General features: G+C 51.6%; 18 protein-coding genes and 1 other RNA gene. 7 read left to right on the forward strand and 12 right to left on the reverse strand.

Going from position 1 to position 16,742, the window contains the following annotated elements; translation table 11 throughout:
• From yqiA to nudF, 4 genes are all read right to left on the reverse strand, one after another.
• Positions 1-582, reverse strand: a complete 582-nt coding sequence (gene yqiA, locus A0G03_RS05185) for an esterase YqiA (RefSeq protein WP_048258391.1) — start codon at positions 580-582, stop codon at positions 1-3.
• A complete protein-coding gene (cpdA, locus tag A0G03_RS05190) occupies positions 582-1,409 on the reverse strand; it encodes a 3',5'-cyclic-AMP phosphodiesterase (protein WP_048258390.1) in 828 nt (275 codons plus the stop codon). Before cpdA ends, yqiA begins: the two co-directional genes overlap by 1 nt.
• Positions 1,410-1,640: 231 nt before the next feature.
• On the reverse strand, positions 1,641-2,072 hold the full coding sequence (locus tag A0G03_RS05200) for a DUF1249 family protein (protein WP_048258389.1): 432 nt from the start codon (positions 2,070-2,072) through the stop codon (positions 1,641-1,643).
• A 4-nt stretch (positions 2,073-2,076) separates the two neighbouring features.
• Complete coding sequence (gene nudF, locus A0G03_RS05205; protein WP_048258388.1) at positions 2,077-2,709, reverse strand: ADP-ribose diphosphatase; 633 nt, start codon at positions 2,707-2,709, stop codon at positions 2,077-2,079.
• Positions 2,710-3,045: 336 nt separating this feature from the next.
• On the opposite strand from nudF, the gene tolC reads away from it, so the two are divergent.
• From tolC to A0G03_RS05220, 3 genes are all read left to right on the forward strand, one after another.
• On the forward strand, positions 3,046-4,440 hold the full coding sequence (gene tolC, locus A0G03_RS05210; protein WP_048258387.1) for an outer membrane channel protein TolC: 1,395 nt from the start codon (positions 3,046-3,048) through the stop codon (positions 4,438-4,440).
• A 419-nt stretch (positions 4,441-4,859) separates the two neighbouring features.
• Complete coding sequence (locus A0G03_RS05215; RefSeq protein WP_011091959.1) at positions 4,860-5,534, forward strand: DUF1190 family protein; 675 nt, start codon at positions 4,860-4,862, stop codon at positions 5,532-5,534.
• A gap of 11 nt (positions 5,535-5,545) precedes the next feature.
• Positions 5,546-6,706: a glutathionylspermidine synthase family protein gene (locus tag A0G03_RS05220; protein WP_048258386.1), complete on the forward strand. Its 1,161-nt coding sequence runs from the start codon at positions 5,546-5,548 to the stop codon at positions 6,704-6,706.
• A gap of 58 nt (positions 6,707-6,764) precedes the next feature.
• On the opposite strand, the gene ygiD is transcribed toward A0G03_RS05220, so the two are convergent.
• From ygiD to rsmI, 5 genes are all read right to left on the reverse strand, one after another.
• Positions 6,765-7,553, reverse strand: coding sequence for a 4,5-DOPA-extradiol-dioxygenase (gene ygiD / locus A0G03_RS05225; protein WP_048258385.1), 789 nt, complete (start codon positions 7,551-7,553; stop codon positions 6,765-6,767).
• Between the two features lie 178 nt (positions 7,554-7,731).
• Positions 7,732-8,019, reverse strand: coding sequence for a type II toxin-antitoxin system RelE family toxin (locus tag A0G03_RS05230; RefSeq protein ID WP_011091956.1), 288 nt, complete (start codon positions 8,017-8,019; stop codon positions 7,732-7,734).
• A complete protein-coding gene (locus A0G03_RS05235) occupies positions 8,009-8,263 on the reverse strand; it encodes a type II toxin-antitoxin system Phd/YefM family antitoxin (RefSeq protein WP_048258553.1) in 255 nt (84 codons plus the stop codon). The genes A0G03_RS05230 and A0G03_RS05235 overlap by 11 nt, the downstream gene beginning before the upstream one ends.
• Positions 8,264-8,575: 312 nt before the next feature.
• Positions 8,576-8,954: RNase P RNA component class A (gene rnpB / locus A0G03_RS05240), an RNA gene on the reverse strand.
• Positions 8,955-8,979: 25 nt separating this feature from the next.
• On the reverse strand, positions 8,980-9,867 hold the full coding sequence (gene rsmI / locus A0G03_RS05245; protein ID WP_048258384.1) for a 16S rRNA (cytidine(1402)-2'-O)-methyltransferase: 888 nt from the start codon (positions 9,865-9,867) through the stop codon (positions 8,980-8,982).
• Between the two features lie 61 nt (positions 9,868-9,928).
• Here rsmI and A0G03_RS05250 point away from each other — a divergent pair, with 61 nt between their 5' ends.
• From A0G03_RS05250 to dolP, 4 genes are all read left to right on the forward strand, one after another.
• Positions 9,929-11,947, forward strand: coding sequence for a penicillin-binding protein activator (locus A0G03_RS05250; protein WP_048258383.1), 2,019 nt, complete (start codon positions 9,929-9,931; stop codon positions 11,945-11,947).
• Positions 11,944-12,300, forward strand: coding sequence for a YraN family protein (locus A0G03_RS05255; RefSeq protein WP_189315187.1), 357 nt, complete (start codon positions 11,944-11,946; stop codon positions 12,298-12,300). Before A0G03_RS05250 ends, A0G03_RS05255 begins: the two co-directional genes overlap by 4 nt.
• A 63-nt stretch (positions 12,301-12,363) precedes the next feature.
• Positions 12,364-12,954 carry a DnaA initiator-associating protein DiaA gene (gene diaA, locus A0G03_RS05260; RefSeq protein WP_005975525.1) on the forward strand — a complete coding sequence of 197 codons (591 nt, stop codon included), beginning with the start codon at positions 12,364-12,366 and terminating at the stop codon, positions 12,952-12,954.
• An 11-nt stretch (positions 12,955-12,965) separates the two neighbouring features.
• Positions 12,966-13,538: a division/outer membrane stress-associated lipid-binding lipoprotein gene (dolP, locus tag A0G03_RS05265; protein WP_048258382.1), complete on the forward strand. Its 573-nt coding sequence runs from the start codon at positions 12,966-12,968 to the stop codon at positions 13,536-13,538.
• A gap of 137 nt (positions 13,539-13,675) precedes the next feature.
• Here dolP and A0G03_RS05270 read toward each other — a convergent pair whose 3' ends face one another.
• The 3 genes from A0G03_RS05270 to elbB all read right to left on the reverse strand — a co-directional run bounded on the left by A0G03_RS05270 (position 13,676) and on the right by elbB (position 16,426).
• Positions 13,676-14,971 carry an alginate lyase family protein gene (locus A0G03_RS05270; RefSeq protein WP_048258381.1) on the reverse strand — a complete coding sequence of 432 codons (1,296 nt, stop codon included), beginning with the start codon at positions 14,969-14,971 and terminating at the stop codon, positions 13,676-13,678.
• Between the two features lie 70 nt (positions 14,972-15,041).
• Complete coding sequence (gene mtgA / locus A0G03_RS05275; RefSeq protein WP_048258380.1) at positions 15,042-15,776, reverse strand: monofunctional biosynthetic peptidoglycan transglycosylase; 735 nt, start codon at positions 15,774-15,776, stop codon at positions 15,042-15,044.
• On the reverse strand, positions 15,773-16,426 hold the full coding sequence (gene elbB / locus A0G03_RS05280; RefSeq protein ID WP_048258379.1) for an isoprenoid biosynthesis glyoxalase ElbB: 654 nt from the start codon (positions 16,424-16,426) through the stop codon (positions 15,773-15,775). The genes mtgA and elbB overlap by 4 nt, the downstream gene beginning before the upstream one ends.
• Positions 16,427-16,742 lie beyond the last annotated feature (316 nt).

The raw sequence follows: 16,742 nt of genomic DNA on the forward strand, positions 1-16,742 counted from the left end.
TCAGTCTGTCGTGAGCCCTAAAAAATTCACAATGGGTGTGAAAAAATGCTCAAATCCAACAAAGGCATGATTGCCCCCTGATTCCACAGTTTGACGGCAGGCCGTGTAATACGCGACTGCCTGACGATAGTCCAGAACCTCATCCCCAGTCTGCAATAGCAGCCAGAGCAAATCCGGCGATTCCAGTCGGTCAACCTGCATGACTTTCAGATCGTACACGTGCCGAGACTCTAGCACATATTGTTCGCCGGTGTAGGGGTTCTGATATTCGCCGAGATGGTCCAGCAACAGTTCAAACGGCTTCACTGCGGGATTCACCACCACGGCAGGCAGCATAAAACGCTGGGATAGCCAGGTGGCATAATAACCACCGAGGGAAGAGCCAACAATGCCCACCGGACGACCCGCTCGTTCCATAATCAACGACTCCATCATCTCAGCGGCCTCCGTCGGATAAGGAGGAAGTTGCGGAATCACCATGTCAATTTCAGGATGCTGTTCTGCCAGCCACGTTTTCAGCGCCGTCGCTTTCGCCGACTGAGGCGTACTGTTAAAACCGTGCAGATAAAGAAGTGTTGGCATTAGTAACCGTCCGAATCCATGTCAGGCAGGAATTCGCTGCCCGATAGGCGGTAAACCTCAGTTTCCAGGCGACCATCCGGCAGCAGGTCCAAATAGCGCCATCCCGGTGCCACGTTATCAATAGTGAAATTGGTACAGTGTGGTTTGAACTGCACGCAGGTCGATGGCGTTGCCAGCAGGCGGCGGCCATGCCAGTCAAAATCCATCTCCTGATGAATATGCCCACACAGCACGGTGTTCACCTTTGGATAGCGATCCAGCACCGCAGAGAGATTGTGCGCATTACGCAGGCTGTGTTGATCGAGCCAGGTACAGCCGGAAGGGTGCGGATGGTGGTGCAGCAGCAATAGCGTAAACCGGTCGGGCTGGCTTTTCAGGCTACGCTCCAGCCACTCAAGCTGGTATTCACTCAATTCACCGTGCGGGACGCCGAACACCTGGCTGTCCAATAGGATAATCTGCCATTTGTCGCCCAGCAGCACATGCTTGGACGGCGCAATACCGGCGTCAGCCAGCGCGTCGACCATCGCCGGTTGGAAATCGTGGTTACCCGGAAGCCATACGCAAGGTGCAGGAATCTGCGCAATCCCGCGTGAGAAATGGTGATAGGCTTGCAGCGTATGATCCTGCGCCAAATCGCCCGTCGCGACGATCAAATCAAACGCATCCTGCCGAGCCTCGATGGCATTCAGCACAGCGTGATAGCTACGATAGGTGTTGATACCCAGCAAGGTTTCATGCTCGCCCGCAAAAAGATGGGTATCTGTTATTTGTAAAATCCTGACTCTGGCGCCACTCGCCACAGGCAGTGTCAACAGGCTTTCCAAATGGTGTCCTTGGTTACGTAAATCTGTCTCTACCCGTCATCTTTCAACTTGCAGAATATACCCATCATACTTCAAGCTGCATGTGCGTTGGCTTTCCTCGCTCACCCCAGTCACTTACTGATGTAAGCTCCCGGGGATTCACTGTGTCGCCGCCTTCCTGCAACTCGAATTATTTAGGGTATACGTTGGTTTCCCTTATGGCTCGACCGCCACTTTCCTGCACGTTGAAATCTATTGGGTATCAAAAACCGGTATCGACATCGAACCATACGCCAAACAATACTTTAGCCAATCAGCAAGAAACTGATTAATTTGATGCTTTTCGTCACGTTGATGTAACTTCTTATTAGGATAATCATAACGTGCTTTGAAACGAAAGATCTGCTGGCTGGAACACACTTCCGCAACCAACGCATCATGATACAACCTAACGCTCATCATTGGCAGGCTCCAATAGCTGACAGCGGGTGCCGTCTGCTTAATTTCGACCAATGAGGTATAGCGAGTAGATTCAACAATCGTCAGTTGGTAGACCGCATTATCGACGTGATAAACCGCGATTTCACCGACTTCATCCACTTTCGGCAGTAAACGCCGTAATTGCATGAAATTGGTTTCACATAGCCTCATCATGGCAGGGAAATCCGGTGTATAACGTTTCATAAATTCACCCCACCCACGCGCGCTTGAGTTCTTCATGGTGCAACGCCAACCATTGCAAGGCAATGACAGACGCCGCGTTATCAACAATCCCCGCCTCAACCCATTGATAGCTCTGCTCGCGGCTCACTACATGTACGCGGATATCTTCATTTTCTTCTGCCAGACCGTGAATCCCTGTCGCCAAGCGGGTATCTACTTCACCCACCATCACCGCCAAACGTTCGCTCGTGCCACCGGGGCTGGCAAGATAGTTGATTATCGGTCGGCAGCGACCAACCCTTAATCCAGCTTCTTCCTCTGCTTCACGCCGCGCTACGTCTTCGTGGCTTTCTCCTGGCTCAATCATGCCAGCCACCAGCTCAAACAACCAGGGAGACGCGCTGGTGTCATAAGCGGCGATACGAATCTGTTCTATTAATACCACTTCATCACGTACCGGATCGTAAGGCAAAAGCACGACGGCGTGGCCGCGCTCTAAAATTTCACGGCTCACCTCACCACTCATCCCGCCATTAAACAGACGATGACGGAAGCGATAACGCTCTAGCGAAAAAAAACCGTCGTACAGCGTTTCGCGTGCAATAATTTCTACATCATCTTTGGTGAAAGTAACGGAGCCGGATACGGAAGACGCCATGGCTGCACTCCTGTAACAAGTATTAATGGAATTCGGTATTGTATGGCGGAATCCGCTGTCATTATACTCATCATTGTTTTTGAACGTTTATTAGGCGTGACGTCAGCGACGTGGGGCAATACTCGCCCATCGCATCACTTTTTCGTGCCTGACAGAACAGCAAAACGTCGCGCTGAATCATCCAATGGGTCAATTTATCTGACCATTTGGACATACTCCGCTGAAAGATGGCACGTTCAGCTACCTTATCCTATTGGCAGATTCTGATAGAATCGACAATTATTCGTCTACAGACAGCGCTACCATAGCGAGATTGCTGCACAACAAGGAATGCAAATGAAGAAATTGCTCCCTCTTCTTATTGGTCTGAGCCTGGGTGGCTTTAGCGCCATGAGTCAGGCGGAAAACCTGTTACAGGTCTACCAACAGGCAAAAAGCACCAACCCTGATTTACGCAGCTCTGCGGCAACCCGCGACGCCGCGTTTGAAAAAATCAACGAATCACGCAGCCCATTACTACCACAGTTGGGGATCAACGCGGGTTATACCTATAACAAAGGTTACCGTGACAGCAACGGCGTCAATAGCAATGAGAAAAGCGCGACACTACAGCTGACCCAGACGCTGTTCGACATGTCCAAATGGCGTGCGCTGACGTTACAGGAAAAACAGGCGGGTATTGAAGACGTAACCTATCAGACCGCTCAGCAAAATCTGATGCTGAACACGGCGACCGCTTATTTCAACGTGCTGCGTGCGATTGACTCACTGTCCTACATTAATGCGCAGAAGCAGGCAATTTATCGCCAGTTGGATCAAACGACACAGCGTTTCAATGTAGGTTTGGTGGCTATTACCGACGTCCAGAACGCTCGTGCACAATATGACAGCGTGCTGGCTAATGAAGTGTTGACGCGTAATACGCTGGATAATGCGCTGGAATCACTGCGCCAGATTACGGGCAATTTCTACCCGCAATTGGCTGGTCTGAACATCGAACGTTTCTCTACCCAGAAACCTGAAGCCGTTAACAACCTGCTGAAAGAAGCCGAAGCTCGCAACCTGAACCTGTTATCCGCACGTTTGAGTCAGGATTTGGCGCGTGAGCAGATTCGTTCCGCCGAAACAGGCTATATGCCAACGCTGGATCTCACTGCATCGACGGGCGTGAGCGATACCCGCTACTCAGGTTCGAGAACACAGAACAGTAACTCGTTTAACGATTCAGACGCTGGGCAGCATCGAGTGGGGATTAACTTCACTCTGCCACTTTACAGCGGTGGTGCGACCAACTCTCAGGTGAAGCAGGCGCAGCACAGCTACGTCAGCTCTAGTGAACTGTTGGAAAGCGCACACCGTTCTGTTATCCAGACGGTACGTTCATCGTTTAACAATATTTCTGCCTCCATCAGCAGCATCAACGCTTACAAACAGGCTGAAGTGTCTGCACAAAGCTCTCTGGATGCAATGGAAGCGGGTTATCAGGTAGGAACGCGCACCATCGTTGACGTACTCGATGCCACCACCACGCTGTATAACGCCAAACAGCAGCTCTCCAGCGCACGTTATGATTACCTGATCAATCAGTTAAACATCAAATCCGCGCAGGGCACGCTGAATGAAGCCGATCTGCAAGCGCTGAATGCGTCATTGGGTCAACCGTTGTCAACGACACCGACCGTAACGGATAATACCGCTCCGCAGGCAACGACCGCCTCAGCGCAGCGTTAATCTGTAGATACGTTGACAAGCAATCCGATACAGGGGAACCACGGTTCCCCTTTTTCATACCCGTCTCTTTTCCACAAAATAACGCAACGGCATCAGCATGCCGGAACCCTCTTCTTTCTTCATAAGGAGAAACGCTGCACGACTCAAAGCCTATCCCAGTAGGCGTGATTGGTGCAGCCAGTTTGGACACGGACAGCGCGCAGAAACCGGAGCGTACACGTAGTACGTGAGGATTTAGAGCACTGCCCAGGTTCAAAATGGCAAATGGAATAGCCCTAATGGGGTAGGATTTTAATGTATAGCAACGTAAAGACCCCCTCCGTTACACCTATTGGCGCTTTAAATTCAAGCAACGTTCCCCTATTCTTAGGCACACTTATTTGTTATTGGCCGTGATGCTTTGCTCTGGGATAAACACGATGAAACGCACAAAAAATATTAATCAGGAAACGTTCCGCAAGGAATGGCGAACGCACCGTTTGGCGCCTGTTGCTTTGGCCGTCAGCGCCGTATTTTTCCTAGCGGGCTGCGAACAAACCGATGAAACCGTCTCCCTCTACCAGAATGCGGATGACTGTTCATCAGCCAACCCGTCAATGGCTGCCCAATGCACCACCGCGTACAATAATGCGTTAAAAGAAGCGGAAAAAACGGCACCGAAATACGCAACGAAAGAAGACTGTGTGGCAGAATTTGGCGAAGCACAATGTACCCAAACTCCCGCACCTGCACAGGCTGGTATGGCAGCAGAACCGCAACAAAGCGGTGGTATGTCCTGGATGCCACTGATGGCCGGTTACATGATGGGTCGAATGATGGGTGGCGGTGCCGGTTTCGCACAGCAGCCGCTATTCAGTCCAAAAACGCCAGCCAGCCCGGCCAATGGCCAATTCGTTGATGCAGCCGGTAAAAACTACGGCAACGCGGCGACAGGCCGCACGATGACTGTGCCTAAAACCGCTCTGGCACCGAAGCCTGCGACAACCTCAACCATCACGCGTGGTGGCTTTGGTGAAACCGTCGCGAAGCAAAACAGCATGCAACGCAGCAGCGCCAGCTCGAATTCCAGCTCTTCCCGTAGCATGGGCGGCTGAGGACGTATCGAATGAAGCGGATAGATATTACAGCGCGTCCTGACTGGCAGGAAAAAGCCACCGAATTTGGTTTTCGTTTCCATACCATGTATGGCGAACCCTACTGGAGCGAAGAGGCTTACTACCAGTTCACACTGGCTCAAATCGAAGAACTAGAGGAAACCACAGCAGAACTGCACCAGATGTGTCTGCAAGTGGTGGAAAAAGTCATCAGCAGTGACGCGCTGCTCGCCAAATTCCGTATTCCCAAACACACCTGGGAATTCGTCAGACATTCATGGCGCACCAATCAGCCTTCGCTGTATTCGCGTCTCGATCTGGCGTATGACGGCAAATCCCCAGCCAAGCTGCTGGAGAACAATGCGGATACGCCGACATCACTGTACGAAGCCGCTTTTTTCCAATGGCTGTGGCTGGAAGATCAAATCAACGCAGGGAATCTGCCGCAGAATACTGATCAGTACAACAGCATTCAGGAAAAGCTGATCGAACGTTTTGAAGAGTTGAAGCTCAATCATGGCTTTGGCTTGCTGCATTTCGCCTGCTGTCAGGATACGGAAGAAGATCGCGGTACGGTGCAATATCTTCAGGATTGCGCGCTGGAAGCAGGTCTGCCGAGCGAATTTCTGTACATCGAGGAAATCGGCCTAGGTGAGAAAGGCCAGTTTACCGATCCTGAAAATCAGGTAATTAGTAACCTGTTCAAGCTGTATCCGTGGGAATTCATGCTGCGTGAAGTGTTTTCCACCAAGCTGGAAGATGCAGGCGTGCGTTGGCTGGAGCCAGCCTGGAAAAGTATCATTTCCAATAAAGCGCTGCTGCCGATGCTGTGGGAAATGTTCCCGAATCACCCCAATCTGCTTCCTGCCTACTTTGCGGAAGATGAACACCCCAAACTGGACAGCTACGTCATCAAGCCGCTGTTTTCACGTGAAGGGGCGAACATCCAGATCGTGGAAAACGGAAAAGAGATTGCGTCAGCTGATGGCCCTTACGGCGAAGAAGGCATGATCGTCCAGCAATACCATCAATTGCCGAAATTCGGTGACAGCTACACGCTGATTGGTAGCTGGCTGGTGAACGATCAGCCCTGCGGTATCGGCGTACGTGAAGATCGCGCCCTGATCACTCAGGATCTCTCGCGCTTCTATCCGCACACCATTCTGGATTAAGACAACAGTTTGAAAGCAACAAGGCACGGTTTTCACCGTGCCTTTTTCACATAAGCGCTTAGCCGCCCACCTGTACCGACAGCATACTCAACGATCCCATTTCTAGCCCATCGACGGGAATACTGATCGCTTCTTTGCCGTCCCAGCTTCCCAACACATAAAGCAGCGGGAAATAGTGATCGGGCGTTGGGTTGGACAGCGCGGCACCATCATGCTGCATAAAATTAACCAGCGGATGATCGTCTCCCTGATAAGCCAGATTATCACGCACAAATTGATTGAATGAGACGGCCCATGGATACGGCTCTGCATCGCCATCCCATTTCACCATCCGAAGGTTATGCACGACGTTACCACTGGCCACAATCATGAAGCCTTCATCACGCAGTGCAGCCAGTTTGCGCCCTAGTTCGTAGTGATACGCAGCAGGCTGCGTGCCGTCCACGCTCAACTGCACAACGGGAATATCCGCATTTGGGTACATCTTTATCAGCACGCCCCAGGAACCATGATCCAAACCCCATTGGGTTTGATCGGCAGTAACGGGATACGGAGCCAGTACCTGCTGGATTCTCGCTGCTAACTCAGGCGAACCGGGTGCTGGATATTGAGTATCAAACAGCGCCTGTGGGAAACCGCCAAAATCATGGATTGTGCGTGGTTTCTCCATCGCCGTCACAGCCGTGCCACGGGTATACCAGTGGGCAGAAACCGCAATAATGGCCTTCGGACGCGGCAGCGTCTCGCCTAGCGTTTGCCATGCCTGAGTATAAGCATTGCTTTCCAACACGTTCATCGGGCTACCGTGGCCGAGGAACAGTGCAGGCATCCGGGAAGTGTTGTTCATAGTCATATCCTCTGAAAGATGTCAGCGAACGTGCCGCAGCACGTGATGGCCTTACTCTACGCGCTTTATGACACAGAAAAAGTCAGAGTTATGTGATGGAGAACATCAATTAATTTGAAAGGAATAACGCTGTAAGAAAAAATCACCGCTGCAGAAGCATGACGCGTAAAAGACAGAATTAAGTAGACCGCCCCTTAGTATCAGAATAAATCTGATTTCCTTCACGCTTCCCAACCCCCATAACCATTACTGTAATGGTGTCATCCTGAACTAAATACACCAGTCTGTAGCCAGCAGACTTAAGTTTAATTTTATACTGATCTTTGCGGCCATGAAGCTGAGCAGAAGGAACTCGAGGATTATCCAGACGCTCGGCCAACTTCTTCTTGAATTGTTCCCGAACGGGATGCCCTAACTTTTTCCATTCCTTCATTGCAGAAGGCACAAATTTTAACTTATAGGTCATCGAGCGAAATCTCTTTCGCATCCGCTATCTCTGACATCCGCTCATCAACGGTATGCCCCAATTCTGCATCTTCAGCGAGTTCCATCAAGTAAGCGAATACGGCAGGAGGCACGCAATAGAACGCAGGCTCATTGCGGTTCAGTATAGCGATAGTTTCACCTTCAGCAGACCGCACCGTCCCCATTGGGTCACGTTTCAACTCAGTGATACTGGCTGCTGTATTAGTTAGGATGTTGAAAGCCATAATTTCCATCACTCAATCAGGTTAGTTAAAGACCACTTAAACACACTAATAATAGCACTTTTAAAAGTGCTCATTATAGTATTTTCCAGCCATCATTTCCTATTGCGCGTTAAACCGCTTTCTTTCATAAAAAACGTCGTGGGCAGTCATTCATCTTACCTGCCCCATAAAGCAAAACCCCGCCGAAGCGGGGTTTTTATGATGAAGGGAGTTAACCGTTAAGCCGCTTTCTTTCATAAAAAGCGTCGTGGACAGTCATTCATCTTACCTGCCCCCATAAAGTAAAACCCCGCCGAAGCGGGGTTTTATGATGAAGGGAGTTGACCGTTAAGCCGGGTTCTGTCGTGGACAGTCATTCATCTAGGCCAGCAATCACTCACTGGCTCAAGCAGCCTACCCGGGTTCAGTACGGGCCGTACCATGTGAACCCCTATTTGGCCTTGCTCCGGGTGGAGTTTACCGTGCCACGAACTGTTGCCAGTCGCGCGGTGCGCTCTTACCGCACCCTTTCACCCTTACCTGATCCCACTTGCGTGGGCCATCGGCGGTTTGCTCTCTGTTGCACTAGTCGTAGGCTTGCGCCTCCCAGGCGTTACCTGGCACCCTGCCCTATGGAGCCCGGACTTTCCTCCCCTCCACCTGTCTCCCCCGAAAGGGACGGCAGTGAAGCGGCGACTGTCTGGTCAACTCCGGCGCGGATAATAGGGTAAATTACCCTACTTGTCATCCCCCGATTCACCACTATCGCCTTCTTGCTCCAGCCCATAGCGGTAAAGCGCATTTTTCTTCACACCATGAATTTCTGCCGCCAGGGCAGCCGCTTTCTTCAGTGGCAGTTCGGCACGCAATAGCGCTAACGTGCGCAGAGCTTCGGAAGACAAGACACTCTCATCAACCTTATGCCCTTCCACAATCAGCACCATTTCCCCTTTGCGACGATTCTCATCTTCTTTCACCCAGGCAAGTAATTCGCCCACAGGTGCGCCATAAATCGACTCCCAGGTTTTGGTGATTTCACGCGCGAGTACCACATAGCGCTCAGCCCCCAGCACCTCGCTGATATCCTGCAAGCTGTCCAAAAGACGATGTGTGGATTCGTAGAAAATCAGCGTACGGGGTTCTTCCCCTAGCTCACGCAGCTTATCTTTACGGCCTTTGGTTTTGGCTGGAAGAAAACCTTCATAGCAAAAACGGTCAGATGCCAGACCGGACGCGGAGAGCGCCGTTATCGCTGCACAAGCGCCCGGCAGCGGTACCACGCGAATACCCGCTTCTCGGCAGCGCCGAACCAAGTGGTAACCGGGGTCGTTAATCAGCGGCGTTCCCGCATCTGAAACCAGCGCGATGCTTTGCCCTGATTGCAATTTAGCCAGTAACACATCCGCTTTTTGTTGTTCATTGTGGTCGTGTAATGCGAACAGTCGCGCATTAATCGCAAAATGTTGTAACAGCAGACCGGTATGGCGGGTATCCTCTGCGGCGATCAGATCAACGCTCGCCAATACCGCCAGCGCACGCTGCGTGATGTCGCCCAGATTGCCGATTGGCGTGGGGACAATGTAGAGGGTAGATGCAGAAATATCTGCTTGTTGGTCTTGATTCATTGTTTCATCCGGGTTGCCGATTTAATATTGAGCATCTTTAAAAAAAATCACTGGATACAGTATGCTTCCCTTTCATTTCGTCCGTACCCAGGCAGGGCGTGCTATCCCTGTTTTGTTAGCGGCACTGTTTCTCGCAGGCTGTCCAAGTCAGGCACCGCAGAGCCCGCCACCCGAGGTTCAGGGCAAAGCCGACGCATCATCCGATTATTATCTGCAACAGATGCAGCAAAGTAGCGATAATAACAAGGCTGACTGGCAATTACTTGCTATTCGTTCCCTACTACAGGAAGGGAAAGCCCCTCAGGCAAGCCAACAGTTCAGCACCCTGCCAGAAAAACTGAGCGCGGCGCAAAAGCAAGAGCAGCAGTTACTCAGTGCGGAACTGTCCGTTGCCCAAAACAATATGGATGCGGCTAAAGCCGCGCTGAGCCAGCTTGATTTAGGTACACTTTCCGATCAGCAAAAGCAGCGTTACTACCAGACGCAAATCAAAACAGCGCAAGGGCGTCCTTCCATTGAGCTGCTGCGAGCCTATATCGCTCAGGAGCCGCTGCTGAAAGGCGACGAACATCAGATGAACCTCGATCAGACCTGGCTGGCATTGACGCAAATGTCACCGCAGGATTCTGGGGCGTTGCTGATTAACGCGAATGAAAACGTTCTCCAGGGCTGGGTGGATTTGCTGAACAACTACCAGAACAACCGCGAATCTCCCGATCAGTTACAGAGCGCGATTCAAGACTGGCAAACCCGTTATCCGCATCATCCTGCCGCGAAAACGCTGCCTACACAGCTAAATCAGGTCATCAATTATCAGCCATCGTCTGTAAATAGCATTGCACTGCTGTTGCCGCTTAACGGTCAGGCACAGGTTTTCGCCAATGCTATCCAGCAAGGTTTTAACGCGGCAAAGAATGGCCAGATAGCCACCGCGCCTGTATCTGTGCCTGCCGCACCAGCAGCAGACACCTCGCAAAACGGGCAGGTCACGCCATCATCGGATGGACAAAACGCACAATCCCCTGCGCCATACAGCGATCAAGCAGTGGCATCAACGACACCAGCGCCTGAAGCGCAGGCTACAAATGCTGGGCTGTCCAGTTCGCTTCCGGTAAAAGTGTATGACACTTCTTCACAACCGCTGGCCAATATTCTCACACAGGCACAGCAAGATGGTGCATCGCTGGTGATCGGTCCGCTGCTGAAAAATGAAGTGGATCAATTGGCGAACAGCCAGTCACCGCTGAATATTTTGGCACTGAACCAGCCAGAACGCGTCGAAAATAGCCCTAACATCTGCTATTTCGCCCTGTCTCCAGAAGATGAAGCCAGAGACGCCGCTAAATTTATCCACCAGCAGGGTAAGCAGCAGCCGCTGGTCTTAGCCCCTCGCGGTGCGTTGGGCGACCGCATCGTCAATGCATTTGCTCAGGCCTGGAACCAGCAAAGCGGTACCAGCTCTCTGCAACAGCGCTTTGGCAATACGGCAGAGTTAAAACAGGCTATCAATAGCGGCGCGGGTCTAAGCCTGAGCGGCCAACCTGTTAACGTATCACAGCAGCAGGCACAGCCGGGCACCACCATCGGCGGCCTGACGATTCCCTCTCAGGTTCAACCTACGTCCAGTACGTCCGTGAGTGGCAATATCGATGCGGTCTATATCATTGCAACACCAGACGAACTGGCACTGATTAAGCCGATGATCGACATGCGCACCACCTCACGCGCACGTCCGTCGCTTTATGCCAGCTCACGTAGCTTCCAGGCTGGATTAGGGCCTGACTTCCGCCTCGAAATGGAAGGTTTACAGTTCAGCGATATCCCGCTGCTCGCAGGCGCGAACCCAGCACTGATGCAGCAGGTCAGCAGCCAGTTTAAAAACGATTATTCGTTAGTCCGCCTGTATGCCATGGGGATGGATGCCTGGACGCTCGCCAGCCACTTTGGTGAAATGCGTCAGATTCCGGGCCACCAAATTCCTGGCGCAACAGGAATGTTAAGCTCAGGGCCGGATTGCACCATCAACCGGCAGTTAACCTGGCAGCAATACCGTCAGGGTCAGTTGGTACCTGTTCTCTGAATCAGCGAGCGACTGGTGCAGTTTACGAACAACAGGCTCGACGCTATCTTGAACGTGCGGGACTAACCTTCACCGCCGCGAATGTTACGTTACGCGGCGGTGAACTGGATTTGATCATGCGCGATCGCCATATCTGGGTGTTTGTCGAAGTACGCTATCGGCGCAACGCGCATTTTGGTGATGCAGCAGCCAGCATAACCCGACGCAAACAGCAGCGGTTACTGCATGCCGCCGCCGTGTGGTTGGCGCAACGAGGCGCTAGCTTTGACACGGTGGATTGCCGTTTTGACGTGCTGGCCATTACGGGCGAGCAGTTCAACTGGATCCCCAATGCTTTTGCTGCACAGGGATAATACATTTACCACTCAGGGGTATCCCATCCTTGATGGACTTCAATTTACGTAGGTTAATTCAACGTGCTGGATAGAATAAAGGTTTGTTTTACCGAGAGTATTCAAACGCAGATTGCAGCGGCAGAAGCCTTGCCTGATGCCATTTCACGTGGCGCAATCGCGATGGTGCAGTCTCTGCTGAACGGCAACAAGATTCTGTGCTGCGGTAACGGAACATCGGCAGCGAATTCGCAGCATTTTGCCGCCAGCATGATTAATCGCTTTGAAGCCGAACGCCCCAGCTTACCGGCAATCGCACTTAATGCGGATAATGTGGTCTTAACTGCGATAGCCAATGACCGCTTGCATGAAGAAGTCTATGCCAAACAAGTCAGAGCGTTAGGTCAGGCAGGCGACGTACTACTGGCAATTTCAACTCGTGGCAACAGCCGCGATATTGTTAAAGCCGTAGAGTCTGCCGTTACCCGCGACATGACGATTGTCGCCCTGACCGGCTACGATGGCGGAGAACTGGCCGGGTTGCTCGGGCCGCAGGATGTGGAAATCCGCATCCCGTCACACCGCAGCGCCCGTATTCAGGAAATGCACATGCTGACAGTAAATTGCCTGTGCGATTTGATTGATAACACACTTTTTCCACACCAGAACGATTGAAGGAGCACTACATGAGGATAAGTTCTGCATTTGCCGTGCTGTCTATCGCCCTGCTGCTACAAGGCTGTGTCGGGGTTGTTGCTGTTGGCAGTGCCGTGGCAACCAAAACGGCCACTGACCCGCGTACTGTAGGGACGCAGGTTGACGATGGCACACTGGAAGTCCGCGTGACGAATGCAATCAGCAAAGACGAGCAGTTGAAAAAAGATGCCCGTATCATTGCGACGGCTTATCAAGGGAAAGTATTGTTAACAGGGCAGGCGCCAAGCACCGAAATGGCAAGCCGGGCTAAGCAAATTGCCCTCGGCGTGGAAGGTGCGGTCGAAGTCTACAACGAAATACGCCAGGGCACTCCGGTGTCAATGGGAACCGCCTCCATGGATACCTGGATCACCACCAAAGTTCGCTCACAGATTCTGGCAAGCGACACGGTCAAATCCTCTAACGTAAAAGTCACCACGGAAAACAGCGAAGTCTTCCTGTTAGGTTTGGTGACACAGCGTGAAGGCACTTCCGCCGCAGAAATCGCCAGTAAAGTTGGCGGCGTGAAGCACGTAACGACGGCCTTTACCTACCTGCAATAACGCGCTTATCTCTTTACGTTGTTGATGCTTTAAAAACAAAAACCGCTGATGTCTTCATCAGCGGTTTTTCATTTCTGCTCTTTTTATCTCTGTTCAGGGAGCGTATCTTTACCCGATGGAATCAGCATGCCACAGAATTAAGGCGTAGCAGGATTAAGCAACCAGAGTGCGCGGCGGGTTTCCGTGCTGATGTGACTCGGTTCTTTATCGCGCGTGCCAGCCTCACCAGTAAGCAATTCAGCAAAGCCCGCCTGCTTGATTTGCGTCTGGTAACGCGGCGTTTTTAAACCACGCTCCGCCTGCAATAACAGCGGAATAAGACGGCTGCTTTGCCTGTCCATCGTCTTGCGCGGCCACGCTTTATTTTCATCCAGATACGGTGCCATAAAATCCAGCGCCTTTGTCACACTGCTTCCTTTCGGCGTTTGGTACTGCCAGATATTCTCCCCGACACGGGAAGCCAAAATAGCCATATCCGTTATCGCCTGAAGATTGAAGTAGCTGTAATGGAAAGAGCGGGTACGCGCCAGCTCTTCTGGTTGAGAGCCATCCGGTTGCAGTTGGTGGTCCAATTTTTCCTTCTGCAATTGCGCCATGGATTTCACAAGGTCGATTTTCCCCAGATACCAGGCGATGCCCGCCACCTGTACGGTATACCAGCTACCGTGGTTGTTCTGAGCCGTTGCCTCTTTCTTCCCCAGTTTGCTGGTTTGTAGCCAGTGCAGATAATCACTCATCCATTTCTGCATCTGCTGCTCGTCCTGCGTCGTCCAGCCTGGAGCCTGACGCAATATCATCAACGAATCGACGATACGGGTGGAAAAATAACGTCCGTCCAATACGCCCGAGCCCCTGCCCGGTGCAATGCCCGGCACGCCCTGCGCAAAGTCGAGATTAGGGTTCATGCGCGTTGCAGGGTCGATAAACCAGGTACGGATCATCGACATGGCCTTATCGGCATAAGCCTGTTTGCCAGAGAAATACCATGCCAGCGTCAATGACTGAGTTTGGGCGGTGAATTTCGCCAGACGGACGCCATCGGTCTCTTCATCCTTGCTAGCAGGGTTTACCTGCCCATCACGACGAATCCAAGGCAAACCATCAGCTTTGTTGGGATCGGGCCACCAGTAGGCGCTGAGGCTCAAATAATCATGCTTTGAACCGCTGGGTGGCGTGGATTTCTTTTCCGTCACGCTAGGGTTAGCAATTTTCAACGCACGATCGGCTTCCAAAATAAGCTGCTCGTACGCCATTCGCGTCTGCGGCTTTTCCGTTTTCTGCTGTAGCTGCTGCTTTACTGCGGATAACTGGGGCAGTTGCAAGAAGGCGTAGGGATTATCGGGGGATGACGCTTTAGGCTCCGCATCCGCACGGACAACAGAGGCCATACAACACAGTACAACCAGTAAACCTGACCAATAACGTAACCGCATACTTTCTCCTGATGTCGAAAACACGACCGTTAACGCAAAAATTTCTCGGTATACTAACGAACAAAGTACCTTAATTCAGGTTGTTATCTCGCAAAAACGCATCACCGCCCATCTGTCGCATCTGGCGTAAAATCCACTGCTGACGTTGAATCACGTAGCTGGAGGGCGCACTCGCACGAAAGCGGATAGGGTTTGGCAGCACCGCCGCCAGTAAAGCGGATTCGCTTGCCGTCAGTTTGCTTGCGGGTTTGTTGAAATAACGTCTGGCCGCTGCCTCCACACCAAAAATCCCAGGGCCAAATTCGGCGATATTCAGATACACGGTGAGAATGCGTCGTTTTGTCCAGACCAGCTCAACGCCGGTAGTAATACCCGCCTCAAGCCCCTTACGCACCCAGCTACGCCCATCCCACAGGAACAGGTTCTTCACCATCTGTTGCGACAGCGTAGACGCACCGCGAACCCGCTGTGTATTACGTTCGTTGTGTTTCAATGCCTGACCAATCGCATCAACATCGAAACCCCAATGCTGAGGAAATTTTTGATCTTCCGCCGCCATCACCGCCAGCGCCATTTCCGGTGCGATATCGTCCATCGCCACCCAGTCCGAATGGGCAACATAGGAAAACTCGCCTTTCAGCCAGGCGCTGATCTGTCTATCGACCATCACCGCTGAGAACGGCACGGGCAGGAAAGAAAACAACAGGATACCAGCCAGCCACGCTCCGATGACCACCAACACGCTCCGAACGATCAGGCGCTTCAGCCACGTGAGTAAGCCTCCACGCCCTCGGTTCCACCTCATTCGGTGAGATCCAGTACACGAGCGACGAGCTTATCAATGCCTTGTGCCGCTTCGCTGATGGAGTTAGCCAGCATATAGGCCGGTGTCGTCACGATTTTATGTTCCTCATCCACCACGATATCATCGACCGGGCAAACGACGTGGATACCCCCCATCTCTTCGACGGCTTCAGCGGTATCAATATCGTTACCAATGGTTACGCGAACGGGTATCCCCAAGATCGTCGGCAGCAACGCGGGCGAGATGCAAATAAAACCAATTGGTTTATTTTGCTTATAAATTTCCTGTGTGAGCAATTGCAGCGTTTCATCAATCTGACAGGCCGATCCCTGCGTGGCAAAGTCACTTAAGTTCTTCGCGGCGCCAAAACCACCGGGCACAATCAGCGCATCTAGCTCTTGTGCATTGGCTGTAGATAGCGGCTGGATTTTTCCTCTGGCGATCCGTGCTGATTCTGCTAAAACGTTGCGATTCTCATCAGTTACGTCACCTGTCAGGTGATTAACCACCTGTAATTGCGGTTTATCTGGCGCAAAGCAAACCGCTTGCGCACCTGCGCGATCCAGCGCAAGTAACGTCAATACGGCTTCGTGAATTTCGGAACCGTCATAAACACCACAGCCACTAAGGACAATGCCGACTCGTTTCATCATCTTTTCCTCCATTTCATTACATCAACTAATTGATTTTTTAATTGACAAACACTAATCTACATCACACATTTTAATGATTCTTGTAACAAAGATTTCCACATTTGCTATTTTGTTGCTTGATGAAGATGTAAAGTAGTTAAGCTTTAGTTGCTGTTGTAAGCTGTATGTCGTTAAGACAGTTAGTTAAGACACGAATATCCGCACTTGCGAGTTTACAAACCCTGAGATCTAAATGCAGGTGCATGTTTTCCCTGGTGTTGGCGCATAATTCGCGCACCCCGGCTTCGGCCGGGGTCATTTTTTTCTACCGTAT

Source organism: Pectobacterium peruviense (assembly GCF_002847345.1).
In the GTDB taxonomy this organism is placed as follows: domain Bacteria; phylum Pseudomonadota; class Gammaproteobacteria; order Enterobacterales; family Enterobacteriaceae; genus Pectobacterium; species Pectobacterium peruviense.

Excerpts from the sequence above, each read along its gene's own strand:
- A0G03_RS05215 (WP_011091959.1), top strand. The coding sequence starts at position 4,860 with ATGAAACGCACAAAAAATATTAATCAGGAAACGTTCCGCAAGGAATGG.
- A0G03_RS05250 (WP_048258383.1), top strand. The coding sequence starts at position 9,929 with ATGCTTCCCTTTCATTTCGTCCGTACCCAGGCAGGGCGTGCTATCCCT.
- mtgA (WP_048258380.1), bottom strand. The coding sequence starts at position 15,776 with ATGAGGTGGAACCGAGGGCGTGGAGGCTTACTCACGTGGCTGAAGCGC.
- yqiA (WP_048258391.1), bottom strand. The coding sequence starts at position 582 with ATGCCAACACTTCTTTATCTGCACGGTTTTAACAGTACGCCTCAGTCG.
- A0G03_RS05230 (WP_011091956.1), bottom strand. The coding sequence starts at position 8,019 with ATGACCTATAAGTTAAAATTTGTGCCTTCTGCAATGAAGGAATGGAAA.
- A0G03_RS05270 (WP_048258381.1), bottom strand. The coding sequence starts at position 14,971 with ATGCGGTTACGTTATTGGTCAGGTTTACTGGTTGTACTGTGTTGTATG.
- rsmI (WP_048258384.1), bottom strand. The coding sequence starts at position 9,867 with ATGAATCAAGACCAACAAGCAGATATTTCTGCATCTACCCTCTACATT.
- tolC (WP_048258387.1), top strand. The coding sequence starts at position 3,046 with ATGAAGAAATTGCTCCCTCTTCTTATTGGTCTGAGCCTGGGTGGCTTT.
- A0G03_RS05220 (WP_048258386.1), top strand. The coding sequence starts at position 5,546 with ATGAAGCGGATAGATATTACAGCGCGTCCTGACTGGCAGGAAAAAGCC.
- dolP (WP_048258382.1), top strand. The coding sequence starts at position 12,966 with ATGAGGATAAGTTCTGCATTTGCCGTGCTGTCTATCGCCCTGCTGCTA.
- A0G03_RS05235 (WP_048258553.1), bottom strand. The coding sequence starts at position 8,263 with ATGGCTTTCAACATCCTAACTAATACAGCAGCCAGTATCACTGAGTTG.
- nudF (WP_048258388.1), bottom strand. The coding sequence starts at position 2,709 with ATGGCGTCTTCCGTATCCGGCTCCGTTACTTTCACCAAAGATGATGTA.
- ygiD (WP_048258385.1), bottom strand. The coding sequence starts at position 7,553 with ATGAACAACACTTCCCGGATGCCTGCACTGTTCCTCGGCCACGGTAGC.
- elbB (WP_048258379.1), bottom strand. The coding sequence starts at position 16,426 with ATGAAACGAGTCGGCATTGTCCTTAGTGGCTGTGGTGTTTATGACGGT.
- A0G03_RS05200 (WP_048258389.1), bottom strand. The coding sequence starts at position 2,072 with ATGAAACGTTATACACCGGATTTCCCTGCCATGATGAGGCTATGTGAA.